At 38.6% G+C, this 25,964-nt stretch carries 21 protein-coding genes and 3 pseudogenes; 17 read left to right on the top strand and 7 right to left on the bottom strand.

Annotated elements, in window-relative coordinates; genetic code table 11:
- Positions 1-15 precede the first annotated feature (15 nt).
- Positions 16-1,208: pseudogene (locus OWR28_RS14025) on the bottom strand (pyridoxal phosphate-dependent aminotransferase).
- Positions 1,209-1,437: 229 nt separating this feature from the next.
- On the opposite strand from OWR28_RS14025, the gene OWR28_RS14020 reads away from it, so the two are divergent.
- The 8 genes from OWR28_RS14020 to OWR28_RS13985 all read left to right on the top strand — a co-directional run bounded on the left by OWR28_RS14020 (position 1,438) and on the right by OWR28_RS13985 (position 9,734).
- On the top strand, positions 1,438-2,172 hold the full coding sequence (locus OWR28_RS14020) for a M28 family peptidase (RefSeq protein ID WP_332387117.1): 735 nt from the start codon (positions 1,438-1,440) through the stop codon (positions 2,170-2,172).
- On the top strand, positions 2,169-2,858 hold the full coding sequence (locus OWR28_RS14015; RefSeq protein WP_332387116.1) for a hypothetical protein: 690 nt from the start codon (positions 2,169-2,171) through the stop codon (positions 2,856-2,858). The genes OWR28_RS14020 and OWR28_RS14015 overlap by 4 nt, the downstream gene beginning before the upstream one ends.
- An 8-nt stretch (positions 2,859-2,866) precedes the next feature.
- The gene (gene rsmG / locus OWR28_RS14010) at positions 2,867-3,502 is read left to right on the top strand and encodes a 16S rRNA (guanine(527)-N(7))-methyltransferase RsmG (RefSeq protein ID WP_332387115.1); all 636 of its coding nucleotides are present in this window, start codon (positions 2,867-2,869) and stop codon (positions 3,500-3,502) included.
- A gap of 62 nt (positions 3,503-3,564) precedes the next feature.
- Positions 3,565-3,969 (top strand): hypothetical protein, encoded by a 405-nt coding sequence (locus OWR28_RS14005; protein WP_131433446.1) that lies wholly within the window; start codon positions 3,565-3,567, stop codon positions 3,967-3,969.
- Positions 3,969-4,229 carry a hypothetical protein gene (locus OWR28_RS14000; RefSeq protein ID WP_332387114.1) on the top strand — a complete coding sequence of 87 codons (261 nt, stop codon included), beginning with the start codon at positions 3,969-3,971 and terminating at the stop codon, positions 4,227-4,229. The genes OWR28_RS14005 and OWR28_RS14000 overlap by 1 nt, the downstream gene beginning before the upstream one ends.
- Positions 4,226-4,504: a DUF922 domain-containing protein gene (locus OWR28_RS13995; RefSeq protein ID WP_332387113.1), complete on the top strand. Its 279-nt coding sequence runs from the start codon at positions 4,226-4,228 to the stop codon at positions 4,502-4,504. Before OWR28_RS14000 ends, OWR28_RS13995 begins: the two co-directional genes overlap by 4 nt.
- Positions 4,501-7,188, top strand: a complete 2,688-nt coding sequence (locus OWR28_RS13990) for a PD-(D/E)XK nuclease family protein (protein WP_332387112.1) — start codon at positions 4,501-4,503, stop codon at positions 7,186-7,188. Before OWR28_RS13995 ends, OWR28_RS13990 begins: the two co-directional genes overlap by 4 nt.
- Before the next feature lie 185 nt (positions 7,189-7,373).
- On the top strand, positions 7,374-9,734 hold the full coding sequence (locus tag OWR28_RS13985; RefSeq protein WP_332387111.1) for a patatin-like phospholipase family protein: 2,361 nt from the start codon (positions 7,374-7,376) through the stop codon (positions 9,732-9,734).
- Between the two features lie 102 nt (positions 9,735-9,836).
- Here OWR28_RS13985 and OWR28_RS13980 read toward each other — a convergent pair whose 3' ends face one another.
- The 6 genes from OWR28_RS13980 to OWR28_RS13955 all read right to left on the bottom strand — a co-directional run bounded on the left by OWR28_RS13980 (position 9,837) and on the right by OWR28_RS13955 (position 15,246).
- Positions 9,837-10,370 carry a T9SS type A sorting domain-containing protein gene (locus OWR28_RS13980; protein WP_332387110.1) on the bottom strand — a complete coding sequence of 178 codons (534 nt, stop codon included), beginning with the start codon at positions 10,368-10,370 and terminating at the stop codon, positions 9,837-9,839.
- Positions 10,371-10,396: 26 nt separating this feature from the next.
- Positions 10,397-11,197 carry a hypothetical protein gene (locus tag OWR28_RS13975; protein ID WP_332387109.1) on the bottom strand — a complete coding sequence of 267 codons (801 nt, stop codon included), beginning with the start codon at positions 11,195-11,197 and terminating at the stop codon, positions 10,397-10,399.
- Positions 11,185-11,529, bottom strand: coding sequence for a hypothetical protein (locus OWR28_RS13970; protein WP_332387108.1), 345 nt, complete (start codon positions 11,527-11,529; stop codon positions 11,185-11,187). Before OWR28_RS13970 ends, OWR28_RS13975 begins: the two co-directional genes overlap by 13 nt.
- 422 nt (positions 11,530-11,951) lie before the next feature.
- Positions 11,952-13,130 carry an acyl-CoA dehydrogenase family protein gene (locus OWR28_RS13965; protein WP_110008646.1) on the bottom strand — a complete coding sequence of 393 codons (1,179 nt, stop codon included), beginning with the start codon at positions 13,128-13,130 and terminating at the stop codon, positions 11,952-11,954.
- A 128-nt stretch (positions 13,131-13,258) separates the two neighbouring features.
- Entirely contained in the window at positions 13,259-14,410 is a 1,152-nt protein-coding gene (locus OWR28_RS13960) for an NrtR DNA-binding winged helix domain-containing protein (RefSeq protein ID WP_332387107.1), read from the bottom strand.
- Positions 14,411-14,532: 122 nt separating this feature from the next.
- Positions 14,533-15,246 carry an MFS transporter gene (locus OWR28_RS13955; RefSeq protein ID WP_332387106.1) on the bottom strand — a complete coding sequence of 238 codons (714 nt, stop codon included), beginning with the start codon at positions 15,244-15,246 and terminating at the stop codon, positions 14,533-14,535.
- A 174-nt stretch (positions 15,247-15,420) separates the two neighbouring features.
- On the opposite strand from OWR28_RS13955, the gene OWR28_RS13950 reads away from it, so the two are divergent.
- The 9 genes and pseudogenes from OWR28_RS13950 (at position 15,421) to OWR28_RS27020 (ending at position 25,897) form a co-directional block, all read left to right on the top strand.
- Positions 15,421-17,445: a SusC/RagA family TonB-linked outer membrane protein gene (locus OWR28_RS13950; RefSeq protein ID WP_332387105.1), complete on the top strand. Its 2,025-nt coding sequence runs from the start codon at positions 15,421-15,423 to the stop codon at positions 17,443-17,445.
- Entirely contained in the window at positions 17,424-18,338 is a 915-nt protein-coding gene (locus OWR28_RS13945; RefSeq protein ID WP_332387104.1) for a hypothetical protein, read from the top strand. The genes OWR28_RS13950 and OWR28_RS13945 overlap by 22 nt, the downstream gene beginning before the upstream one ends.
- A gap of 9 nt (positions 18,339-18,347) precedes the next feature.
- Positions 18,348-19,883 carry a RagB/SusD family nutrient uptake outer membrane protein gene (locus tag OWR28_RS13940; protein ID WP_332387103.1) on the top strand — a complete coding sequence of 512 codons (1,536 nt, stop codon included), beginning with the start codon at positions 18,348-18,350 and terminating at the stop codon, positions 19,881-19,883.
- Positions 19,880-20,901: pseudogene (locus tag OWR28_RS13935) on the top strand (glycoside hydrolase family 30 protein). Before OWR28_RS13940 ends, OWR28_RS13935 begins: the two are co-directional and overlap by 4 nt.
- Positions 20,902-20,933: 32 nt before the next feature.
- Positions 20,934-21,302 carry a glycoside hydrolase family 30 beta sandwich domain-containing protein gene (locus tag OWR28_RS13925; protein WP_332387101.1) on the top strand — a complete coding sequence of 123 codons (369 nt, stop codon included), beginning with the start codon at positions 20,934-20,936 and terminating at the stop codon, positions 21,300-21,302.
- Between the two features lie 229 nt (positions 21,303-21,531).
- On the top strand, positions 21,532-23,532 hold the full coding sequence (bglX, locus tag OWR28_RS13920) for a beta-glucosidase BglX (RefSeq protein WP_332387100.1): 2,001 nt from the start codon (positions 21,532-21,534) through the stop codon (positions 23,530-23,532).
- A gap of 80 nt (positions 23,533-23,612) precedes the next feature.
- Positions 23,613-24,422, top strand: a complete 810-nt coding sequence (locus OWR28_RS13915) for a glycoside hydrolase family 16 protein (protein WP_332387099.1) — start codon at positions 23,613-23,615, stop codon at positions 24,420-24,422.
- Positions 24,423-24,458: 36 nt separating this feature from the next.
- A pseudogene (locus OWR28_RS13910) lies at positions 24,459-25,639 on the top strand (glycoside hydrolase family 30 protein); the annotation flags it as partial.
- 123 nt (positions 25,640-25,762) lie between these two features.
- On the top strand, positions 25,763-25,897 hold the full coding sequence (locus tag OWR28_RS27020) for a glycoside hydrolase family 30 beta sandwich domain-containing protein (RefSeq protein WP_494168470.1): 135 nt from the start codon (positions 25,763-25,765) through the stop codon (positions 25,895-25,897).
- The last annotated feature ends 67 nt before the right edge of the window (positions 25,898-25,964 follow it).

The following is a 25,964-nucleotide window of genomic DNA, read 5'->3' as shown; positions in this document are numbered from 1 at the left end:
TGGGTTATTAATTTGTTAACTGAATTGTTCCAATAAGTTTTTGATTCGTTTCATAGCCTCTCTTAATTCCTTTTCAGAAGCAGCATAAGAGAATCTGATGCATTCCGGACTTCCGAAAGAGAATCCGCCAACACAGCCTACATGCGCATTTTCCAGAAGGAACATGGCAAAGTCATCAGAGTTTTTAATTTCAGTTCCGTTCAATGTTTTTCCGATATAGTACGAAATATCCGGGAAGAAATAGAAAGCAGCTTTTGGAAGTACGACTTTAAATCCAGGGATTTCTTTGATTAATTCATAAACAAGATCCCTTCTTTTTTGAAGGCATCAATCATATACCTGTATTCAGAAGGATCTGTTTTTAAGGCAACGATAGAAGCTCTCTGTGCCATCGTATTGGCACCGCTTGTCATCTGCCCCTGTACTTTTTCGCAAGCTTTTGCCAGCCATTCAGGGCAAGCGGAATATCCGATTCTCCATCCTGTCATGGCAAATGCTTTCGACATTCCGTTGATTACGGCTGTCTGTTCATATACTTCAGGAAACTGAGCAATAGATGTCGTTTTTGTTTCGTAGTTGATATACTCATAGATCTCATCAGAAATGATCGTTATCTGAGGATATTTTGCGATAACTTTCGCGATAGATTTTAATTCGTCATAAGTATAATATCCTCCCGACGGATTACATGGAGAACTGAAGAGTACTGCTTTGGTCTTCTCTGTGATGGCTTCTTCAAGCTGTTCTGCAGTCACTTTAAAATCGGTAACATAAGATGTCGGAAGAATCACAGAAGTGCCACCCATCATTTTCACCATTTCATCATAGCTTACCCAATAAGGAGCGGGAAGAAGAACTTCGTCACCATCATTGATAATAGCTGCAAGAACATTGATAATGGCCTGCTTGGCACCATTTGAAACACAGATCTGAGTAGGTTTGTATTCCAGGTTGTTGTCTCTTTTTAATTTATAAGCAATAGCCTCACGCAATTCCAGAAATCCCGGAACAGGAGAATAATGGCTGTAATTCTGGTTAATGGCATCGAAAGCGGCCTGTTTGATATTGTCCGGAACATCAAAATCCGGTTCACCAAGAGTTAAGCTGATTACATCTATTCCGTTAGCCTTCATCTCCCTGGCTTTATTAGACATGACAAATGTCTGTGAGTATCCTAATCTTTTTACTCTATCTGAAAGTTTATCCATGTTTTTTTTGAATTTTAACAAATATATGATAAAAACGCCTTGCAGGGATAATAAAAATGGGATTGCTTTGAAGATATTTGTCAGGTTTTGGTCAAATGTATTTTTTGGAATATTATGATGTCTTTTTTTGCAGGCGATTAATTTTTAATCTGTACAGCGAGATAATCAGAATAAAAATTACCTATGAAGCCAGGTCTTTTGTATCTTTAAAATTTCTAAGACCTGTCCTATGAAGTATTCTGTTTTTTTATTGCTGATTTCATGTACTGTTTTCTCTCAGAAGCAATCCAAAGATGATGAAGTGAGAAGATATGTCTCACAGATCAATGAAGATTCACTGAAATCTTATATCGGCAAGCTGGTAAGTTTTGAAACCAGACATACTTTGAGTTCAACAGATGATTCTAAACACGGAATTGGTGCGGCAAGAAAATGGGTCATTAAAAAATTCAATGATTATGCTGAAAATGCCGGCGGCAGGATGGAAGTATACCTTCAGCAGGAAGATATTCAGCCTGATGGAAAAAGAATTGACAAGCCGGTAAACCTGGGAAATGCCGTTGCTTTTCTGAAAGGGACAGACCCTGACGATAAAAGAATTTTCCTGATCGGAGGACACCTGGATTCAAGAGTCACTGATGTGATGAACAGAACTTCAGCAGCACCCGGAGCCAATGATGACGGCAGCGGAGTAAGTGCTGTTATAGAATCTGCAAGAATATTGAGCAGGTCTGCATTTCCGGCCTCGATTATCTTTGTGGCGTTCTCCGGCGAAGAACAGTCGTTGTTAGGTTCCAGACAGCTGGCGGAAAAAATAAATAAAGAAGGTTTACAGCTTGAAGCCGTTCTGAATAATGATATGATCGGGAATCCCAAAGCAGGAGAAACAGGGGAAATCAATACCCGGACCCTTCGTGTATTCAGTGAAGGTGTGCCTTACAAAGACCTCGATAAAAAGCAATGACCATCAGGAATCTGGGTTTTGAAAATGACAGCGAATCCAGGCAGCTGGCAAGGTATATCAAAGAAATTGCGGAAGAATATGTGAAATGGCTTGACATAAAGCTGATCTACAGAAATGACCGGTTTTTACGCGGAGGCGATCATACCAGCTTTGTCAACAACGGCTTTCCGTCTGTAAGGCTTACCGAGTACTTTGAAAATTATGACCATCAGCATCAGGATATCAGGGTGGAAAATAACAAGCAATATGGTGATCTGCCTGAATTTATAGATTTTAAATATCTGAAGAAGAATGTTGCCGCCAACATTGCGGTGCTGGCCAGCCTTGCAAAATCCACTTCAAAGCCTGAGAATGTGGAAATGGATGTTAAGCAACTGACGAACTCCACTACGCTTCACTGGAAAAACCAAAATCAGGAACGCCGGCAGGGTATTATGTCCTGGCCCGCGAAACTGACAGTCCAGTGTGGCAGAAAAAATCTTTACAACAGGACTTTCCATAAAAATACCGCTTTCGAAAGACAATTATATTTTTGCTGTACAAACGATCAGTCAATCAGGGAACCCTGGTGTGCCGGTAATTCCGGGAATTGCGAAATAATGATCTCCGTTAAAGCTGAGTTCAATGCTTATCCGGAAAGTAGATTTGAATACAAGAGAAATAAAACTTATTTTTGCGGTTTATAATAATTCACATGTCTGCATCGTTACTATTAAAATATTTCCCGGATCTTACTGAAAAACAGAGAGAACAATTTTCACAACTGGAAAACCTGTATAATGAATGGAATGAAAAGATCAACGTAATTTCCAGGAAAGATATGGAATCCCTGTATGAAAAGCACATCCTGCACTCTCTGGGAATTGCAAAAGTGATGGCATTTGCCCCCGGAACCAAAGTTCTGGATATCGGGACCGGAGGAGGTTTTCCCGGAATTCCGCTGGCCATCCTGTTTCCTGAAGTAGAATTTACTTTGATTGATTCTATCGGAAAGAAAATCAGTGTGGTACAGGCAGTAGCAGATGGAGTAGGCTTAACCAATGTAACGGCTATCCACGGAAGAGCAGAAAAACTGAAAGAAAAATTCCACTTTGTAGTCAGCAGGGCGGTAACCCAGATGCCTGAATTTTTAAGATGGCTGAAAGGGAAATTTGAAAAAGAACAGTTTAACCCTAAACATAACGGAATTTTATATTTAAAAGGCGGTGATCTCGCAGAAGAACTGGCTGGAATTAAATGTGAAATTTTCAACCTTAAACACTATTTTGATGAAGAGTTTTTTGATACTAAAAAGGTAGTTTATGTATCAAAAGGTAATTTTAATTCCTGATTTTTATGTAAATAAGGAATAATTTTTGCTAATATTTGTTAATAATCAGAAAATTAAAGGTTATGAAAAAACTTTTAAATATTGGATTTTCAGTATTCGTGTTTGGCGGGCTTCTGGTTTCGTGTAATGATGACGATTACCAAACGATTGAATCTATTGATAAGATCAAAATCGACAGCGTAAAAATTGTCAATGATACCATGGACGTTTTTGCAATACAGAGCATAAAGACTTATTCCACCTATCCGTCACACTGTGAAGGCTTTTACGGATATGATTATGTTTACAATACCAATCTGGAAAGAACGGTGACTTCCTATAAATATATTACGAACGGACCCTGTACGCAGGGAAATTACGTTGGAGCCAGCCAGATCAATTTCAGCCCGCAGAAAAAAGGGACTTATACTTTTAAATTCTGGAACGGAGGAAATAGCTGGATTACAAAAACAATTGTAGTAGAATAATGAAACTGAGTATTGTATTGTGTTTACTGACTGCCCAGGCGTTGTTCGGGCAGAAGATTATCTGGCAGGAAGATAAAAAGCTGACCTGGGATAATTTTAAAAGTCCGGTCAGTCATAAAAAGAATCCCGATGTGGCAGCATATACCCATTGTGGATGGGAGTTTTCTGCTGTAAAATCTTCAGATCCCAAGGCACCTGTTACGATTTCCATTACAACCATATTTAACGAAGAAAAATCATGGAAAGATGTCAAAAAATGAATGATTACATTCTGCTGCACGAACAGAAGCATTTTGACATTGCAGAATTATTTGTGAGAAAATTCAGAAAATCAGTTGCTGAAAAAATCAAAAATTCAGGAGATTACAACAAGTATTTCAAAGCAATTTATGATGGGATATCCATAGATTATAAAAATTTCCAGATGGCTTACGACAGAGAAACCCGTCATGGAATTGACAAAGAAAAACAGACAGAATATAATGATTTAATTTCTGAACAACTCGACAACTTAAAAAGCTACCAAGCCCTTTGAAATTCCTCAATAAGATCATCCACGAACTGCTAGCACAAAACCCGGATCTTTCTGCGTTTAATATCATTCTGCCCGGAAAACGTCCCATTGTATTTATCCGGCAGATTCTGGAAGAAAATCATTATTCAGGGTTTCTTCCCAACTTTTTTACCATAGAAGAGCTCGTGAATACTATTGCGGGCCAACAGCTTATTCAGGGTATTCCGCTGTGGCTTTTTTCATTTGATGTATACAGAAGCCTTAATCTTATTCCCAGGGATGATTTTTCAGACTTTCTGAAGTGGTTCCCGACGTTACAGAAGGATTGGGATGATATTCTTAAATTCTCAGACAGTGATCAGGCGGTTCTGCAGTACATGTTTGATGAGGAAAGGATCAAAGAATGGGCTCAGGATCTTGGAGAGGATGATGATGTTCCAAGAAAGAAATTCCTCAATTTCTGGCAGAATATGAATATTTTTCTCCCTGCTTTAAAAAAGAGGTTACAGGAAAAAAACTGGGCTACTTCAGGGATGATTCATGAGGCTGCCAAAGCTAAGGTTGCTGATTTTGCTAAAAATACAGGAGAAGAGTTTGTGTTCTGTGGGTTCAATGCCTTTACTCCGGTTGAAGAAAAGCTTGTAAGAAGCCTTTTACAGTGGAATAAAGCCCAATGTTTCTTTCAGGCAGACCGGTATTATTTCAATGACGAAAGACAGGAAGCCGGTAAGTTTCTCAGAAATCATAAAACATGGAAAGAATTTGATGACAACAGGGCTTTCCAGTGGATAGAAGATGATTTTAACCAGCCTAAAAAAATTAAGGTGTACGAAGTTTCCGGGAATGTAACCCAGACAAAAGTACTGCCCGAAATTTTTAAAGAGATTAATAATAAAACCTATTCCAATACAGCTGTAGTATTGCTGGATGAGAACCTTCTTCCTGCAAGCCTTGATGTGATGCATGGGGTTGACAACCTGAATATTACAATGGGATTTCCATTGAAAAACCTGTCCTTCTCCAATGCAATAAAACGTCTTTTCTATCTGCAGAAACAACTGGAAAAAAATAAATCTTCTTATTATTACAGGGATGTTTTCCCGATCCTGGAAGAATTGCCTAAATCTCCCGAGGATGAGCAGATTATTAATGATTTTAAAGCCAAAGTAGAAGAGAGGAACATTGTTTATATCTCTCATAAACTTTTACATGAACTGCTGAGCGGGCTGTCTTATTTCGGGCTTCTGCAGAAAGCTCCGGGAACAAATGCTTATCTGGATATGCTTATAGCGTTCTGCCAGCAGGTAAAATGGCTTGAAATAGATGATATTCAGTATGAGAATGTTTCTCACTTTGAAAATGCATTCAGAATCATCAAAAATCAGCTGACTCCTTACAATATTGAGATCAAGATGGAAACGCTGGAAATTCTGATCAATCAGCATATCAATTCTGAAACTATCGATTTTCAGGGAGAGCCATTGAGGGGATTACAGATTATGGGATTGCTGGAAACGCGTCTTCTGAATTTTGAGAACGTTATTCTGCTTTCTGTGAACGAGGGAAAACTTCCGCTTGGAAACTCTCAGAATACCTATATTCCTTTTGATATCCGCAGGTTTTTTGATCTTCATACCTTCCTTGAAAATGACAGCATTTATGCCTATCATTTTTACAGGCTTATTCAGGATGCAAAGAATGTACATTTGCTGTATAATGCTTTAAGTTCAGGAGTCAATACAGGAGAGAAGAGCCGTTTCATTACCCAGATTGAAATGGAGAGTTCCCATGAGATTGAACATCTGATTATTGAAAATTCTTCAGAGCCTATTGCAACGCAGCCTATAGAAATTTCGAAGACACAGATCGTGCAGGAACGGCTTGAAAAATGGAAGCAAAAAGTCTCTGCATCACACCTTACCAGTTACCTCTATAATCCGATTGATTTTTATCTTTCAAAGATTCTAAATACCTCGGAAACGGATGAAATAGAAGAAGAGCTTTCGGTAAAAAATTACGGAAATTTAGTTCATTATTCACTTCAAGAAGTGTATGAGGTGTTAAAGGGTAAAGTTTTAAAAGAAAGTGATTTAAAGAATTCAGTTAAAGCGATAGATCAATATATAAATGTCGCTATTGAAAAGCTGAAGCATCAGCCTGAATTCTATGAAAAAGGGATGAACTATATCCATAAAGCCATTGCTAAAAAAGTAATTGAGAATGTTCTGAATCACGATCTTGAACTGATAAAGCAAGGGAACAAACTGGAAATTGTTGATATTGAAAGAAGGTTTGAAAATATAGATTTTCCTCTTGATGGAAATGATAAAATATCTTTCTTCGGATTCATTGACCGTATCGATAAACTGAATGGAACGCTGAGAATCATTGATTATAAAACAGCCAAAATTAAAAATCTCAACGTAAAAATTGATGAAGATAATGTGGCTGAATATTTTCACAACAGTGACCGAAAGCAGGCGCTACAGCTTTGTATTTACCATTATGTGGTACAGCATCTTCCCGAATTTTGGGGATTCCCGATTGAAACAGGAATCTGGAGCTTTGCAGATGCCAGAAAAGGAATGGTTTCCCTGCAGTTTGACAAAGGAAATATTGATGATGCCATGAGAGCTGTCAAAAGTCTTATCCTCGAAATTCTGAATCCTGATATCAGCTTTGTGGAGACCATAAAAACGTATTAAAAATATTTAATACTGATGCTAAAGGATATGTGATCTGAAAATCAGCAGGTTATTTATGGTAAGTCATTGGCTGGAATACATTTGTCTACTTCACATTACAGGTCAATTTATGGGCGACTTTTTTGTGTATCTTTACTCTTTATAAAACTTTTTTAAGTTAAAATCGGATGCACCAAGAATCAACAATGAAAAAGATCCTGATATTTTTTGCTATAGCTTTCTCTCTTATGATCAAGTCCCAGCAAAAGAATGATTCCCTGAACACAGCTCTTCAGAAGGTAACCAAAGACACCAAATTTGGCCTGGCACTCAGCGGTGGCGGAGCAAAAGGGTTCGCACATATCGGTATTCTTAAAATGATAGACTCATTGGGAATCAAGGTAGATTATATTACAGGAACCAGTATGGGAGGAATTCTGGGAGGCCTGTATGCAATGGGATATAATGCTGACCAGCTGAAGCATACCATCTATAAAATGGACTGGAACAGGATTCTCAGCAATAAAATTCCTTACAGCAAAGTCAATATCAGTGAGAAAGATGAATATGACAAATATATTCTTGAGTTTCCTGTAGTCAAAGGATTTCCGACTCTTCCAAGCTCTTATATTGAAGGGCAGTATATGGGAGAGGTTTTGAATACGCTTACTTTTAATGCCAAACATATCAATGATTTCAGCAAGCTGAGAATTCCTGTCCAGCTTACTTCCTCAGACATTGAAAACGGCGGTCTTGTGATGCAGAAGGAGGGATCTCTTCCATTGGCTATTCGCGCTACATTGGCAATTCCGGCAGCTTTTGCTCCTGTTTATATTGATGGAAAACTTTTGGTGGATGGGGGATTAGACCGTAATTATCCTGCCAATGAGGTTCGTGAGATGGGAGCGGATTTTGTGATCGGCGGTTATACAGGTTTCAGGCTTTTCACCAAGAAAGAAATTGAGAATCCTATGAAGATGATTTATCAGACCCATGCCATCCGGTCGGTAGAAGATTTCAAGCATCAGAAAGAGCTGTCCGATATCCTGGTGGATTTTGTAGATCCTTTGGGTGAGATTACAACGAAGGATTTTGCCAGATTCAGGAGAATCATCAAAATAGGAGAGACCGAGGCGAGAAAGCACCTTCCTGAGTTTGTAGCCCTTGCTGAAGCCCAGCGAAAAGCCGGGATCAAATATGAACATGAGATGATTGAGGAAGTAAAGCTGCCCACTACAAAATTTACCTTCAATGAAGAAGACGGAACTCCCATTAATGATGCCGCAGAAATTGAAGTGCTTAAAAAGCAGATGGGACTGACGGAAGGAAAATATTATGATGTAAAAACGGTAAATGAAGCCATAGACCGCGTATTCGGAATGCGACAGTATGTGAAGGTGTATTATACTTATACGAATGAAAATGATGGTCTGGTAATGAATGTTTTTGTGAAAAGAGCCAAAAAAGGTGCTTTCAAACTGGCTTTGCATTATGACACCGAGCAGTCGGTAGGAATTATTGTCAATTATACCTACAGGAATATCCTTCTGAACAGATCAAGATTTCTGGCAACGGTAGATATTTCTGAACGTTTTAAAGCTAAAATTGCTTACCAGCAGTTTTTAGATAGTGGGGAGCGGCTGTGGCTGGATCTGGAAGCTAAGATGATTCATCTTAAAAGTAACGACTTGAATTTCAGGTTGTATGATGTAGGGGCTGATGGCGGAGAGAGTTTTCCTAACCATATGTACCGCAATATAACCGGAAAGATAGCTTTGAACTATAATGTAAGCCCTAATGCTTATCTTTCACTCGGAACAGAGTTCAGTACGGAAAGAATGTACAGCTTACTGGATAAAGTGGATCAGTCAAAAGTTGATAATTACAGTAAAAAACTTTATAATCACAGCAATTTCAATACTTTCCTGAAATTTGAACAGAATAACCTCAACAAAAGATACTTTACAACCAGAGGGAATCATCTTCAGGTGAGCACAAGATTTTACTATGGAGATCAGTATGAACTTTATGATCTGAAAACCGTACAGCCTTTCCTTTATCTCATTCTTAATCCGAAAGAGTCTTACTATTATGAGCCTAAAAACCTCGTTTCATTCACCCTGAATGAGAACTTTTTCTACCCGATTACAAGAAGACTGGCCGTAAAAGCAAATGTGTTTCTCGGTACAAGCTTTGGTGGCAGAAAAGATCAGGTTCCGTATCTGTTCCTGAACCAAAAGTATAACCTTGGAGGCAGTGAGTATAATTATGACCTTCTAAGCCCGGAATTTAATGGACTTCGCCAGAAAGAGCTTCCGATGACTTCGGTGGCAAAGGCAGCTGTGGCATTTCAGTACAGGATTATGAAAAGACTTTATCTTACTCCTTCGTTCAGCTATGGGAAAGTGAGCGAGGAATTCTCTCCTTTTAATAACAGTTTTGATATGTTGGGGTATGGAGTGAATCTGGGGTATGAATCTTTAATAGGCCCTATCAGCCTTAATCTTTCCAGAAACAATCAGCTTGATTTTTCCAGGATATACTTTAGCATCGGGTTTAAGTTTTAAGGATATACTTCTTGTATAATTTTTAAGACATTGAAACAAAAAGCACTTCATTGCTGAAGTGCCAAAAATTAACTTGAAATAAGATATTGAGGAGTGATTGATTTAAAGTTTTACTTTTTTATTGATGACTTTTCCATTAGATAATGTGATCTGTACCAGATATACACCGGACTCCAGGCTTCTGGATTCAAACAGTGGTTGGTTAACTTCCTGCTGAAGGATCAGTGAACCGGAAATGCTGTAAATGCTGATGTTTTTGATACCATTGCCTGCTTTTGCAATAATCTGTTGTTTTTGGGTAAAAATGTCTGCATTGCTCTCTGAAGATGATGTACCACCGGTTGCTTTACTGAACTGAAGGTTGTAATAAGGAGTTACCACCTCAAAGGTATAATTTTTATTTTCCAGATCCTGTACATTGATCCCTCCGGCTTCACGGTATTGTTTCTGAGAAATACTTTTGATAAGGAATTTATTTTCGTCAAAAATGTTGACTGAAGAAAGCTCGTCCTGATCAACTTTTAATTGCAAAACGGATGGGGTAGCAGATTGTACGATTTCGTTCTCAGCAACTTCTTTTGGGGTATTCTTGATGTATGGAATTATTTTGTTTTCATTGTTTTCCAGTACTTTCAATAAATAAACTCCATCTTTTAAGGTTGCTAAATTACGGTTGTCGGCTGCTCTTCTCTGCGTTTTTCCTGATTGAAATCTGTAATTTCAACCAGCTGCATTGTTCCAAGATCCGGTTTTATCTGTGAAGAAAACAATACCGGTTTTTCAGAGGTTTTCTCTGCGGCCTGCTTACCGAAAACTGATCCTGCAATTGCCCATTCATTAAGTATGCCGCCGCTTCTCAAGGTATTGAATTTGGCGTTGGAAGCCAGAGTGAACGGGAGAATTCCCCCTACATGTCCGAGCGGCCCCCAATAAAATGAGTCCAGTTTATATTTATTCAGATCCCACCATGGGTAATATCCTCGTTGAACATCAATAGTTTTAGAAGTATTTTCTGGGGGAATAGCTAAATCAACAGTTGAATGCCCTAATGTCATCGGGGTTTTATTGTACCAGTCGTAGACGTCTTTAGGCTTCATGCATTGCCTTAGTTTATTGTTGGGGTTGTTGGTAACATCATTAACAAAACTGCTGGTGTAAAGTTTTCTCCATATTACCGGTCCCCATAACAGGCCTCCGTTATCCTGAACAACATGATAATTGTATGTATCAAGATATTCAGCAGAAATAACTTCTGAAATGTCATTATTGTAGGTTTTATACCCCGTATTGTTGCAGGTATGAAGAACATTTGCGAGGAATGAGGTGAAAGGGTAAAAATCTTTTTCAAGAACTCCTTTATTTAAAGTTACTCCGGAAAAATCATAAGGTCCGTCACCCATATATGCATACTTGAATTTGATATTATCAGGGTTTGAAATACTTAATCTCTTTAATGTAGACATTGCAGCATGAGCTCCTGGGAATAACCGGCTAAAAAGTATTCGTCATAACGTTTAATGTTCAGCTGTGCCAGTACTTTATTGGCAGCTGTGATAAAATCAATGGTTGCTCCGGCTTCTGTGGCGTAATCTACATAAGGGTGAGTTCCTTCCCCTGTTCCCATCCCTACATAGTCAGGAGCCATTAAGATATAACCATTAAGGACATAAGAGAGTTCAACTACAAATCCTGCTGTTAGTGCTCCTTTGAAATTAGACGGAACATTATACCTGCTGTCTGTAGTTCCGTGGTCGGAAACTACTGTTGACAGCTTAAACGGTACATTAGGATACATAAGCAATCCTGTTGCTTTTACAAGAACATTATTTTCATTTTTGGTGTAATAGGTGATTTTGTAACCTTTTAAACCAACATTAAAACTGCTGAGATAGCTGGAGAATTCCGGGGCGTTCTGTTCGCCGAGATTATTGACGATAAAATTAATAACGCCCTGCGGTGTTAAATCCAGTTTCTGTTCGGCGCTTACAACATCACCTGCCTGCTGTGCAAAGTAAAATGATGCTGTTAGACTTAGTAAAAAAGTTGTGATTTTTTCATATTGTTTGTTTTTGCGTGGTATTAAAGTAATAAATTTAACAAAATGACAAAAACTTTACAATATCAATAATTATTCAGTGAATATCAATTCTCTGCAAAGTGAGTAAAACAAAGGAGTCTGGCCATTGGCCAGACTCCTTTGTTTATATTTTATCTTTCTTAGAAAGCGTTGATTCCGGTAATATCTAATCCGGTGATCAGTAAATGCACATCATGCGTTCCTTCGTAAGTAATCACAGATTCAAGGTTAGCAGCGTGTCTCATCATCGGGAATTCACCCATGATTCCCATACCACCAAGAATTTGTCTCGATTCTCTGGCAATATCGATCGCCATTTTCACGTTGTTGCGTTTAGCCATTGAAATCTGGGCAGGAGTTGCCTTATGGTCATTTTTAAGATTCCCTAACTGAAGGCATAGCAACTGAGCTTTAGTAATTTCTGTTAAGAATTCAGCCAGCTTTTTCTGCTGAAGCTGGTAAGAACCAATTGGTTTACCAAACTGCTTTCTTTCTTTAGAATACTGAACAGCAGTACAGTAACAGTCGATAGCAGCACCAATCACTCCCCATGAAATTCCGTATCTCGCAGAATTCAGACAAGAAAGCGGGCCTTTTAGCCCTGTTACTCCCGGAAGTAGATTTTCTTTCGGAACTTTTACATTATTGAACACCAGTTCTCCTGTTTTTGAAGCTCTTAAGCTCCATTTATTATGAGTTTCAGGAGTGGTAAATCCTTCCATTCCTCTTTCAACAATTAATCCCTGCACCTTTCCTTCCTCATTTTTTGCCCATACCACAGCGATATCGCACAGAGGAGAATTGGTGATCCACATTTTAGCTCCATTCAAAAGATAATGATCTCCCATATCTTTAAAATAAGTTTCCATAGAACCAGGGTCAGAACCGTGGTTAGGCTCTGTCAACCCAAAAGATCCGATCATTTCTCCGGCAGCAAGCTTAGGTAAATATTTCTTTTTCTGTTCCTCAGAACCGAATTCATTGATAGGGAACATTACCAGTGAGCTCTGTACCGAAGCAGCAGAACGTACTGCAGAATCTCCTCTTTCCAGCTCCTGCATAATCAGACCATAAGAAATCTGGTCCAATCCTGAACCGCCATACTCAACCGGGATATAAGGTCCCAATGCACCGATTTTCCCCAATTCTCTCATAAGATTAGGTAGATCTGTATGATTTTGAGCGGCCTGATCAATCTGCGGCATTACAAAACTTTCAACCCAGTCCCTTACAGATTGGCGGATTAGTTTATGTTCTTCAGTAAGTAAAGCATCAATTCCATAATAATCAGGGATGCTTGTAAGAGGATAATATGACATGATTTTTTGATTTGGTTAAAAGTAACATTTTTCGTGTTGTCGTGAAAATTTTTTTGAAAACTTATCTTGATGTTGGTTTTCAGGCAGATAATGCTCTTTTTCCTTATTTATAAGGCAAATTCCATATTTTATGACTCCTCATCATTGGATATGGGATACTGGCTGGTAGAGTTATGAACCTTGCTTTTAAATTTATAGAGATAAGGCGCTTTATTGGCTGAACCGTCATAAAGTTTTTCAAGTCTGTCAAGAATATTTAAGCTTAAAATTTTACGCTGGAAATTATTTCTTCTGAATTTTTGTCCTAAAATCGTTTCATAAAGAGACTGAAGGTCTTTCATCGTAAATTTTTCAGGAAGGAGATTGCTGGCTGCCACCTCCGTATTGATGTTCATCCTTAGGTATTCTAGCCCGGTTTCAATAATCCTGTCATGATCGAAAGCCATCTTAGGTAAATTGTTGACTTCAAACCATTCACAGCTTTCATTAAAAGCATCAGGAAAAGTATTGGCCAGGGAAAAATCGATAAGGCTGCAATACCCCACAGTAATAAACCGCTGGAAAATCCAGTGATCCGGCGGTACCTGAATACCTTTGTTTTTAAGGAGAATCTGATGGACATTATTCTCCGTACGGTCTATTCTTCCAAACGTGTGAAACTGTTTTAGAAAAATATCTTCAAGATGTGTTCTTTCAAACAAAACTCTTGCTGCAGCTTCTCTTAAATCTTCATCATTGAAAACAAAACCACCTGGAAGCGACCACAGATCCAGATCGTGATACTTTAAAAGAAGAACTTTCAAAATATTATTATGAAAGCCGAAAATAGTACAGTCAACAGATATGTGAGCAACAAAATCTTTTGTATCGATCAGTTCCTGAAGTGTTTCTTTACTTTTTGTGTCTTTGATTTTCATGGCTGTAAAAATAAAACTATTTTCTTTTGAAACGTTAAAAAATACCAAACTAATCACAAAAAGAAGGAGTACGAAAATTAAGATATATAACGGATAGAAATTCAGCCATTGTTTTTCAAACAGAACAGCCATAATAATAGAGCTTACAGAGCTGCCCAAAGAAGAAAAAATAACAATAAGGGAGGTGAAAAGATTCACCTGTTCTTTATCAATCTGTGCAATCATTTTTGAATTGATAACAGGGTAGAGCGGCGACAAAAACAAACCGATCACCGGGAATAAAAAGAGAATTATCCTTGAATCTGCCGACTCAAAATACTGTACTCCCACAATAATCACCAGTAAACCGATAATGAAGGCCATACATGACCTGTAATACCCCGGCAGTGAAAATCTTCTGATAATATTTGCTGTTACTGTTCTGCCTGCATAAGAAAATACGGCCAGAAAAGAAGTAGCCTGAAGTGCAAAAAATGAATTGACCTTCAGGTGATTTTATAAAAAGAAGGAAGCCATGAATTAAATCCCTGCTCTATAAAAACGATAAAAAATATTACCCCAAGGAATAGTGCTACAGCAGGAGTCATGAATCCGGACAGTTCTGAAAAAATATTTTTGTTTTCAACGGGTCTGGCCTCAGCGATGGTAATGTTTGACAGCATGAAGATCGCTGATGCACATAAAAAAGCGATCAGTAAAAAACAAAATTTCCAGTATTCAGAATACGCGCTGGATACTACCCATCCAAAACAGGTATTAACGACAAAGATTCCGATCATGAAAGAAGCTTCTACACTGTTCATGGTCTTTGCCAGTGATTTTTCATCCGAAATATTATTCCGGATTATCCCAAAAACACAGATCTTTCCTATTGCAAAACAAGCTCCTATGATGGCGAACCATAATTTGAAAAACCAGAAAACTTCTGCGAACGGAAGAAGGCAGCAGCAGAGTCCTACAATTACCAATGCTGAAACCAGCGCTTTTTTCGTTCCTGTTTTGTTAATAAAACCTACAGCAAAAAGAGAAATAAAGGCAATGGGTAAATCTTTAAATGACTCTAAAAGCCCCAATTCTCCATAAGTGATTTTCTCTTCGGATAACTGCAGAATGATAAGTCCCATACAGTTCAGAACCATTGAAAAAATGAGAAAGGTAAGTTTTAACGGAAGGGAAATTTTGGAAAGCTTGTTGGTCATTTTGGGAGATATCTTTATTGTTTTTTTATGAAATTTTATGAAATATTAATGCGAAGATAGTGCTTCTAACCCTGAAAAATAAAAGAAAAATTAAAATTTTTATGAATAGAATGTTAATTAATTGAAAAAATTTATTTTTATTGTCTCAATTTGAGAATTAAACAATAACTGTATATGAATGTAAGAATATCAAGAAGCGTAGGAGTGGTTGCCGTCCTCTATTTTACGGCCAACTTCAGTGCCCAGACCACCAAGGTAAAGGACACAATTGCTAAAGAAAACAAAATAGACGAAGTGGTAGTCATCGGCTATGGTACCCAGAAAAAGAGTAATGTAACGGGAGCTATCTCCAGTGTGAGGGCGAAGGATATTGAGGATATTCCTTCAGGAAAACCTGAACAGGTCCTTCAGGGAAGGGCAGCTGGTGTTTCTGTGGTTACCAATTCCGGGCAGCCTGGGTCAGCTGCTACTGTGAGAGTACGTGGTGTTACAAGTTTTGGAGCCGGAAGTAATGATCCTTTATGGGTTGTAGATGGAATTGTGGTGGATAATATTGCATGGCTCAACCAGTCTGACATAGAAAATATTGAAATTCTTAAAGATGGTGCTTCCGCAGCAATTTACGGGGTTTCCGCAGCAAAAGGTGTTATTCTTGTAACGACCAAGAAAGGGAAAAAGGGAAAAATGAATTTAACCTATAACGGGTTTTATGGAATAGGTTCAGCTTCAAAAAAACTGGATCTTTTGAATGCCAGTCAATATGGAACTATAATTAATGAAGCGCTAACCAATGCAGGAAAAGCTCCGCGTTTCACTAATCCTCAATCTTTTGGAGTCGGTACAGACTGGCAGGATGTAGTTTTCAACACAGCTGAAAGAAACTCTCATGAATTCAGTCTGAGTGGAGGAAATGACAGGTCTACTTTTTATTCTTCCTTCGGATATTATGAGCAGGACGGAATTGTTCTGAAAGATATTTCAAATTACAAAAGGATGAATGTAAGGCTGAATTCTACCCATAAAGTTTTTGATTTCCTTACCATTGGACAAACATTCTCCTACACTCATCAAAAGACAAAAGGAGTTAACGCGAATGACGAATTCGGAGGACCTTTAAGTTCGGCTATAAATTTAGATCCTATAACACCGGTAGTGGTTACAGACCCTGCCTTACTGAATACAAGCCCATATAATAATGCAGATATTTCTCCTTATCTGATTAGAGACGCTTTCGGAAATCCATATGGAGTATCAACTATTGTAGAGAATGAGATGACAAACCCGCTGGCATTCAGACAAACCCAGCGTGGAAGATATAACTGGTCTGATGACTTTGTGGCGAATATATTTGCAGAGTTAAAGTTTCTAGAACATTTTACTTTTAAAACTACCCTTAACGGAAAGCTATCCTATTGGGGAAAAGAACAGTTTACGCCTAAGTTTTATCTTAATACCAATTCAAGAAACACTGTATTCAATAGCTTTTTAAGAGAAAGCAACAGGAAGCTTGAATGGAATACGGAAAATACATTGACTTATCAGAATAAATGGGGAAGTCATAATTTAAGTGTATTAATCGGGCAGGGAGCTTACTTTTATAATATAGGTTCCGGAAATAATACTACTTATATCAACCTGCCGGTGAATAACTGGGAAGATGCTTCCTTTAATTTTGATGTTCCACAGGAAAATCGTTCAACATCTGCTTATGACGGAGTTGAGACCCATAAGGCCTCTTATTTTGCAAGAGTGATTTACGATTATGAAGATAAATACCTCTTTACCGGGACAATACGTAGAGATGGTTCCTCTAAATTTGCAAAAAACAGACATTGGGGAAACTTTCCTGCCTTCTCTCTGGGATGGAATATCTCCAACGAAAACTTCTGGCCTGAGAATAAAATTGTTAATACCTTGAAATTCAGAGGAGGATATGGTGTTTTAGGTAATGATGCTATTGAAAACTTCAGATTTGCAAACTTCCTTAAATCAGGAAGTAATTATACCTATGGCGATAATAATATCATTATCGGATATGCTCCGACTACTCTTGAAAACCCGGATCTTCGCTGGGAAGAGACTTCTCAGTTAAATGTTGCTGCCGATTTGAAATTATTAAATGATTTTACCTTGACAGTGGACTGGTTTAAAAGAAAACAACAGATATTCTCCGTCAGGTGGACATTCCGGGATATGTAGGTGCTCCGGACAGACCTTGGAGAAATGTGGGGGATATGAACAATACTGGAGTTGAAGTTAATCTCGGATATAAAAAGAACTGGTCTGATTTCGGAATTACAGTAAATGGTAATTTCTCGTATTTAAAGAATGAAGTAACAAGGCTTGAAGATGATAAAGTCTATGAGAACTTTGCTTCCTTCCAGTCTATGGGACCTGTAACAAGATTTCAGGTGGGTGCGCCCTATGGAGCTTTTTACGGATATAAGAATGTAGGCATTTTCCAGACGCAGGAGGAAATTAATGCATACAGAAATGCCAATGGTGATTTGATACAGCCTAATGCTAAGCCTGGTGATTTCAAAAGACTTGATGTAAATGGTGATGGTAGAATCAATCAGGATGATTATGAATATTTGGGAAGCTCTGTACCTAAGTTTACCTATGGTTTAACATTAAATCTTAATTATAAGAATGTAGATTTGATGGTATTTTTACAAGGACAGGGAGGAAATAAGATTTTCCAGGGCCTAAGAAGACTTGATCTTTTCTACAGTAATTATCAGACTACAATTCTTGATCGATGGACAGGGCCAGGTACTTCAAATACAGTGGCAAGATTGGATGCCGACGATAAAAATGAAAATTACACCAAAATGTCTGACTATTATCTTCAAAAAGGGGATTTTATGAGAATTAAACTGGTTCAGCTGGGATATACGCTGCCGGTAGATATTTCCAAACGCTTTGGTGCCAATAAGGTAAGATTTTATGTAACGGGAGAAAATCTTTTCACTTTTACAAAATATACAGGATATGATCCTGAAATTGCAGTTAACGATTCCTATGGTATAGACAGAGCCTATTATCCACAGGCCAGAACATTCATATTTGGTGCTAATATTCAATTCTAAAAAAACAACATGAAAAATAGATTCTATAAAGCAATAGTATTGATCGCTCTTACATCAGGTATTGGATTCAGTTCCGTATCTTGTGGTGATGAGTTTATTGAAGATGTGCAGAATAAAGGAGCTTTTGACTCCAATAACTACTTCCAGAATGAAGAACAATCCTTTAGTGCGCTTGTATCAGTGTATGATCTGCTAAGAAAATATTCTGGTGGGTTTGAAAATACGGTAACTTTTTTTAATGCAGCTTCGGATGATTTCTATTCTGGGGGCGGAAGTCCTACAGACGGTACCGGAATACAAAGTTTTTCCAACTATTCTATTGATCAGATCACTGTTCCTAAAACCTACTGGAATGATTTCTATCAGGGAATTGCCAGAGCAAATCTCCTTATTCAGAGAATTCCAGCTGCTAAAATGAATGATCAGACACGCAAGAGATTTATTGCTGAAGCTAAAACGCTGAGGGCTCTTTACTATTTTGAATTGCTGAAAATGTTTGGAAATATTCCACTAATTCTACAGCCTATTACAGCTGCCGATGATTTTTATAATATCCCTCAGGCAGAACCTCAGAAAGTATATGAGCAGATTGAATCAGACATTTTAGCATCCATTAATGATCTTCCACTCTCTATTGCGCCTACTAACAAGGCTGAGGTGGGAAGGATAAGCCAGGGAACAGCCAGAGCTATTTTAGGAAAAATTTATTTGTATAACAATAAGAAAGATCTTGCTGCAGCCCAATTTGCTGAAGTAAACGGAACACCGGGACAAGCCAGCCAGTATGGATATAAATTAATTGCCAATTATAATGATCTGTGGAGACCGGACAATAAGTTCACCACAGAATCTATTCTGGAAGTAATGCATACCAATAAAGGAAATTCAGATTGGGGCTTCTGGGGTCAGGGAAAAGATGAAGGAAACTCTATCTGTATAATGATAGGACCAAGAGGATATGATAGATTAAAAACTACGGCACCTGATATTGTTTCAGGCTGGGCATTTAACACTGCAACAGAAGATCTTTATAACTTTTTGAAGGATGATCCGAGAGTCAATGCCACTATCCTGAACGCGAAACAGCTGACGGCAAACGGAGAAATCAAATATTCACCTGCTCATAATGACACCGGTTATTTTTTGAATAAATATCTTCCCAGAAGGGATGAGGTTTCTAATCTTCCCGGAGCTCCGGAACTTAATTACAGCAGGAATTATATCGTAATCAGACTGGCAGACACATACTTAATGGAAGCTGAAGCATTAAACGGCTCAGGTGCGAGAGCCCAGGCTTTATTAGATGCGGTAAGAGCCAGAGTTGGACTGCCTTCAGTACCGGTAACACTGCAAGCTGTTAAAGATGAACGTAGACGTGAACTAGCCGGTGAAGGACACCGATGGTTTGATCTCGTAAGATGGGGAGAAGCACCTTCCAAATTAGCATCGAGAGGATTTAAACCCAATAAGAATGAGCTTTACCGATTCCTTATAATGAACTTCTTAATACGAAGATCAAACAAAATCCTGGTTATTAATCCATGAAGTTTCACAACTTATATAGTTTCTTTAGAGGTGCCGCACTGCTTAGTGGTGTGGCCCTTTTTTCTTTATCATGTACCTCAGTGGCATCCAATAAAGGAAATGAAGTGCAGTACTGGCTTACCAAAGGTGATGAAAGTGTAAAATTACAGCAGCAGGCTTCCGTTAAATTTGTAAACAGCTCCAACAGCTTTCAGAATATTGAAATTGATGATACTCAAAAGTTTCAATATGTTGATGGCTTCGGATATACATTAACAGGAGGAAGCGTTGAGGTAATCAACCGCTTGTCGCCTTCCAGAAGAAAAGCACTGCTTTACGAACTTTTTGGAAATGACAAAAACTCAATTTCCATCAGTTATTTAAGACTTAGTATTGGGGCTTCCGATCTTGATGGCGAAGTATTTTCATATGATGACCTTCCCGAAGGGCAGACTGATCCTTCGCTTTCAAAATTCAGCCTGGCAAAGGACAAAAATCTGATTGCTATGCTGAAAGAGATTATAGCGATCAATCCTTCTGTTAAAATCATTGCAGCACCATGGTCCCCTCCCGTTTGGATGAAAGACAACGGTAAATCAAAAGGTGGAAGCCTGAAGCCTGAATTCTATGAAACTTATGCCCGATATTTTGTAAAATACATCCAGGGCATGAAAAAGAAGGCATCATCATTCATGCGGTAACACCTCAGAATGAGCCTTTACATCCCGGAAATAATCCAAGTATGTATATGCCGTCTGAGCAGCAGGGAGATTTTATCAGAAATCATTTAGGGCCGGCTTTTAAGACGAATGGAATCAACACCAAAATTGTTGTTTACGACCACAACTGCAACAAACCAGAATATGCTATTGATATTTTAAAAGATGCTGAGGCAAACAAATATATAGACGGGTCAGCTTTTCACCTGTACGAAGGAGATATCTCCGCATTAAGTACGGTGCACAATGCTTTTCGGACAAAAATCTATACTTTACGGAACAGTGGACAGGTTCAAAAGGAACTTTTACCGAAGATCTGAACTGGCATACGAAAAATGTAATCATAGGCTCCATGAGAAACTGGAGTAAAATCGCTTTAGAATGGAACCTTGCCAACGACCCTGAATTTAAACCGCATACAGATGGCGGATGCACAGAATGTAAAGGTGCCATAACCGTTTCTGATAGTGAAAACTTCACCAGAAATGTTTCCTATTATATTATTGCCCACGCTTCAAAATTTGTTCCGGCAGGATCTCAGCGCATCGCTTCCACTCAGACTGATAAGCTTTCAACAGCTGCTTTTATGACTCAATTTGGGAAAATAGTTTTAATTGTACAGAACGATAATCAGGCAGATGAGAATTTTAATATTAAATTTGCCGGGAAAACCGCTGCTGTAACAATTTCCGGACGTTCTGCAGCAACCTATATTTTTTAATTGGATACTATGAAAAGAGTTTATTTCTTACTGGCATTTTCCACATTCGGACTGAATGCTTACGGACAAAAAACAATTGATCAGAAGGTGGCAGAGCTGCTGTCTAAAATGACCCTGGAGGAAAAGTAGGACAAATGGTTCAATACAGCGGGTTCGAATATGCTACAGGACCTCAGCATTCCAATTCGGCTGCTGTTTTAGACGAAATTAAAAAGGAAAAGTAGGTTCCATGCTGAATGTTGCAGGATCGGAAGAAACCAGAGCCTTTCAGAAACTCGCGATGCAGTCAAGACTTAAAATTCCTTTACTGTTCGGACAGGACGTTATCCACGGATACCGGACAACCTTTCCGGTGAATATAGGGCAGGCAGCAAGCTGGGACCTGGGAATGATTGAAAAGTCTGAAAGAATAGCTGCTACAGAAGCTGCAGCTTATGGTATTCACTGGACATTTGCTCCGATGGTTGATATCGCCAGAGATCCGAGATGGGGAAGGGTAATGGAAGGTTCCGGAGAAGACACCTATCTTGGAACAAAAATAGGACTGGCAAGAATTAAAGGATTCCAGGGCAGAGGCTTAGGAAGTCTGGATGCTGTGATGGCCTGTGCCAAACACTTTGCAGCGTACGGAGCCGCTGTAGGCGGAAGAGATTACAATTCTGTGGATATGAGTCTCAGACAGCTGAACGAAACTTACCTTCCTCCGTTCAAAGCAGCTGCAGAGGCAGGAGTAGCCACTTTTATGAATTCCTTCAATGATATTAACGGAATTCCGGCAACGGCCAATCAATATATTCAGAGAGACCTTTTAAAAGGAAAATGGAATTATAAAGGTTTTGTGGTTTCAGACTGGGGAAGTATCGGGGAAATGATTCCCCACGGTTATGCAAAAGATGCGGCCCAGGCAGCAGAAAAAGCTGTGCAGGGCGGAAGTGATATGGACATGGAAAGCCGTGTCTATATGGCAGAACTTCCAAAACTGGTGAAAGAAGGAAAAGTAGATCCAAAGCTGGTAGATGATGCAGCGGGTAGAATCTTAACCAAGAAATTTGAAATGGGACTTTTCGATGATCCTTACCGGTTTAGTAATGAGAAAAGACAGAAAGAGCAGACGGATAATCAGGAGAACAGAAAATTCGGAAGAGAGTTCGGATCCAAAAGTATCGTACTGCTTAAAAACCAGGGAAATATTCTTCCGCTTTCAAAAAATACAAAAACTGTCGCTCTGATTGGTCCTTTCGGGAAAGAAACGGTAGCGAACCACGGGTTCTGGTCTGTTGCTTTCAAAGATGACAACCAAAGAATTGTTTCACAATTTGACGGAATTAAAAATCAATTGGATAAAAATTCCACTTTACTCTATGCAAAAGGCTGTAATGTGGATGATCAGAACAAAAGCCAGTTTGCAGAAGCGATAGAAACGGCGAAAAAAGCAGATGTGGTGATTATGACATTAGGGGAAGGCCATGCGATGAGCGGGGAAGCAAAAAGCAGAAGCAGTATTGGTTTTACAGGTGTTCAGGAAGATCTGCTGAAAGAAATTGCCAAAACCGGAAAACCGGTCATTCTGATGATCAATGCCGGAAGACCTCTGATTTTCAACTGGGCATCAGACAATATTCCTGCAATTATGTACACATGGTGGTTGGGAACCGAAGCCGGAAACTCTATTGCAGATGTTCTGTTCGGGACAGTAAATCCTGGTGGAAAGCTTCCGATGACTTTCCCAAGAACAGAAGGTCAGATTCCTGTGTATTATAATCATTACAATACGGGAAGACCTGCAAAAAATAATACAGACAGAAACTATGTTTCAGCCTACATAGATCTTGATAATGATCCGAAATATCCGTTCGGATACGGGTTGAGTTACACAGATTTCAAATACTCTGATATGGTTTTAAGTTCTGCAAACCTTACAGGAAATCAGACACTGAACATCAGTGTTACGGTTTCCAATACAGGAAAATATGATGGAGAAGAGGTAGTACAGCTTTATATCAGGGATCTTTTCGGAAAAGTAGTAAGACCGGTAAAAGAGTTAAAAGGTTTCCAGAAAGTATTCATCAAAAAAGGAGAAAGCAAAAAGATCGATTTTAAACTTACTCCTGAAGATCTGAAATTCTTTGATGATGAGCTGAATTTTGACTGGGAAGGCGGAGAATTCGACATTATGATTGGAACTGACTCTCAACATGTGCAGACCAAAAGAATAAACTGGACCAAATAAATTCAATAGGAGCGGGCTTTAGCCCGCTTAATCAAAAGTCAGAAAAAATGGCTTTAGCCAAAACTTAAATCTACTTATGCATGAGTCTCAAAGCTAAAAATATCATCAGAATATGCGCAGCAGGAACTTTTTTCCTTACTGTTTTGAACTGCGCTTCACAAAAACCTGATGCCCGCAGAACACTGATATGGAGTGATGAGTTTAACGGTAAAGGGCTACCTGATTCATCAAAATGGAATTACGATGTAGGAGGAGGAGGTTTTGGTAATGAAGAGGCTCAGTTTTATACGAAAAACAGGCTTGAAAACGCCAGAATGGAAAAGGGAAGTCTTATTATTGAAGCCAGAAAAGAAAACTGGGAAAACAATAAATATACTTCTGCAAGGCTTTTAACCAAAGGAAAATTTGCCTTCCAATATGGAACAGTAGAAGTAAGAGCAAAGCTTCCCAAAGGCCGCGGAACATGGCCCGCCATATGGATGATGAGTGAAAATATGAAAAAATGGCCGGATGACGGCGAACTGGATATCATGGAACATGTCGGCTATAACCAGGGGTATATTCATGCTTCTGTTCATACCAAAAAATACAACCATATCCAGGGGACACAGAAAACCGATACGCTGTTTGTAAAAGATGCAAGCGAAAAGTTTCATGTCTATAAAGCAGACTGGACACCGGAAAAAATAGATGTTTATATCGATGACCAAAAGTTTTTCACCTATGAAAATAAAGAGAAAAATAATGATGCATGGCCTTTTAACAGACCTTACTTTATCATTTTAAATCTTGCAGTAGGAGGGTTTTGGGGAGGAAAAGAAGGCATTGATGATGCTGTTTTTCCACAGAAGTATTACATAGATTATGTAAGAGTCTATCAAAATAAATAATGAATAGGGGACGCAACTGTCCAAAATAAAAAAATCATGAGAAAACTAATTGTAAGTTGTTTTGTAGTAGGCGTTGTCATCAATGTCAATGCTCAGAATTATTGGAAAAAGAATGCAGGAAAAACAGCTAAAGTAATCCTTACCAATTCGAAAGCGAATGAGAAGATGGCGGATAAAGGAGCAGTTAAATTTGAACAATTCGGGCAGCCTAAAGAAACCGAGGCCTGTATTTTTGTGGCTCCCAACTTTAAATATCAGAAGCTGATAGGAATTGGTGGTGCTATTACAGACGCATCAGCAGAAACTTTTTATAAAATGCCAAAGAACAAGCAGAAGGAAATTCTGGATGCTTATTTTGGGAAAAACGGATTGGGATATACTGTGGTACGTACCAATATGAATTCCTGTGACTTTTCCAGTGATTCCTATACTTATGTAGAAGACAATGATACTTCCCTGAAGACTTTCAACATTGCCCATGATGAAAAGTATAAGATTCCAATGATCAAAGAAGCACAGAACGCAATAGGAAATAATTTTACCTTCTATTTCTCCCCATGGAGCCCGCCAGCCTGGATGAAATCCAATAAAAGTTTATACAAAGGAGGAAGATTGGAGAATCAATACTACCAGACGTGGGCAGATTATTACATCAAATTCATTAAAGAATATGAAAAGAGAGGAATTAATATCTGGGGACTGACTGTTCAAAACGAGCCAATGGCTACCCAAAGCTGGGAATCATGCATCTATACTGCTGAAGAAGAAGGTGAATTCCTGAAAAAAACCTTGGCCCAACCCTTTGGAAAAACGGATATAAAGATAAAAAAGTAATGATCTGGGATCACAACAGAGACCTTATCTATCAAAGAGCTACCACAACATTAAGCGATCCGGAAACATCAAAATATGCCAGCGGTATCGGGTACCACTGGTATGAAACATGGAATAATAAAACGCAGCTTTTTGATAATTTGGCAGAAACGCACAGAGCTTTTCCTGATAAATTCCTGGCTTTTACTGAAGGATGTAAAGAACAGTTCAGTATGGATAAAATCTATGATGTAAGCCTGGGTGAGCTGTACAGTAAAAATATGCTGAATGACTTCAACAAAGGAAATGCTCTATGGACTGACTGGAATATTCTCCTGGATGAAACCGGAGGACCCAACCATAAAGGAAACTTCTGCTTTGCCCCGATTATTGCAGATACCAAAACAGGCGAGGTGTTCTATACCTATGAATACTATTATATAGGCCATGTTTCAAAATATATCAAACCAAATGCACAGAGAATCGGAACTTCATCAAACAGGGCTGCATTAACTTCTTCCGCTTTTATGAATGAAAACGGACAACTGGTAACTGTTATCATGAACGATTCAGACAATGATATCGAAACAAACCTATGGATTGAAGGTATGGCGGCCAAACTGAATGCCCCGGCACACTCTATACAGACCGTAATTTTATAGTATCATATTAATATTATTTTTGACAGATCCGGCGGCCTCAAAGAGGCCGCCGGGTTTATTTACATAC

This window comes from Chryseobacterium sp. 1B4, assembly GCF_036631475.1.
Classification (GTDB): domain Bacteria; phylum Bacteroidota; class Bacteroidia; order Flavobacteriales; family Weeksellaceae; genus Chryseobacterium.
Note: the sequence above shows the minus strand (reverse complement) of the source record. Positions and strands in the feature narration are given on the sequence as shown.

Excerpts from the sequence above, each read along its gene's own strand:
- OWR28_RS14020 (WP_332387117.1), top strand. The coding sequence starts at position 1,438 with ATGAAGTATTCTGTTTTTTTATTGCTGATTTCATGTACTGTTTTCTCT.
- OWR28_RS14015 (WP_332387116.1), top strand. The coding sequence starts at position 2,169 with ATGACCATCAGGAATCTGGGTTTTGAAAATGACAGCGAATCCAGGCAG.
- rsmG (WP_332387115.1), top strand. The coding sequence starts at position 2,867 with ATGTCTGCATCGTTACTATTAAAATATTTCCCGGATCTTACTGAAAAA.
- OWR28_RS14005 (WP_131433446.1), top strand. The coding sequence starts at position 3,565 with ATGAAAAAACTTTTAAATATTGGATTTTCAGTATTCGTGTTTGGCGGG.
- OWR28_RS14000 (WP_332387114.1), top strand. The coding sequence starts at position 3,969 with ATGAAACTGAGTATTGTATTGTGTTTACTGACTGCCCAGGCGTTGTTC.
- OWR28_RS13995 (WP_332387113.1), top strand. The coding sequence starts at position 4,226 with ATGAATGATTACATTCTGCTGCACGAACAGAAGCATTTTGACATTGCA.
- OWR28_RS13985 (WP_332387111.1), top strand. The coding sequence starts at position 7,374 with ATGAAAAAGATCCTGATATTTTTTGCTATAGCTTTCTCTCTTATGATC.
- OWR28_RS13975 (WP_332387109.1), bottom strand. The coding sequence starts at position 11,197 with ATGTCTACATTAAAGAGATTAAGTATTTCAAACCCTGATAATATCAAA.
- OWR28_RS13970 (WP_332387108.1), bottom strand. The coding sequence starts at position 11,529 with ATGTATCCTAATGTACCGTTTAAGCTGTCAACAGTAGTTTCCGACCAC.
- OWR28_RS13965 (WP_110008646.1), bottom strand. The coding sequence starts at position 13,130 with ATGTCATATTATCCTCTTACAAGCATCCCTGATTATTATGGAATTGAT.
- OWR28_RS13960 (WP_332387107.1), bottom strand. The coding sequence starts at position 14,410 with ATGGCCTTCATTATCGGTTTACTGGTGATTATTGTGGGAGTACAGTAT.
- OWR28_RS13955 (WP_332387106.1), bottom strand. The coding sequence starts at position 15,246 with ATGACCAACAAGCTTTCCAAAATTTCCCTTCCGTTAAAACTTACCTTT.
- OWR28_RS13950 (WP_332387105.1), top strand. The coding sequence starts at position 15,421 with ATGAATGTAAGAATATCAAGAAGCGTAGGAGTGGTTGCCGTCCTCTAT.
- OWR28_RS13940 (WP_332387103.1), top strand. The coding sequence starts at position 18,348 with ATGAAAAATAGATTCTATAAAGCAATAGTATTGATCGCTCTTACATCA.
- OWR28_RS13925 (WP_332387101.1), top strand. The coding sequence starts at position 20,934 with ATGAGAAACTGGAGTAAAATCGCTTTAGAATGGAACCTTGCCAACGAC.
- bglX (WP_332387100.1), top strand. The coding sequence starts at position 21,532 with ATGCTGAATGTTGCAGGATCGGAAGAAACCAGAGCCTTTCAGAAACTC.
- OWR28_RS13915 (WP_332387099.1), top strand. The coding sequence starts at position 23,613 with ATGAGTCTCAAAGCTAAAAATATCATCAGAATATGCGCAGCAGGAACT.
- OWR28_RS27020 (WP_494168470.1), top strand. The coding sequence starts at position 25,763 with ATGAATGAAAACGGACAACTGGTAACTGTTATCATGAACGATTCAGAC.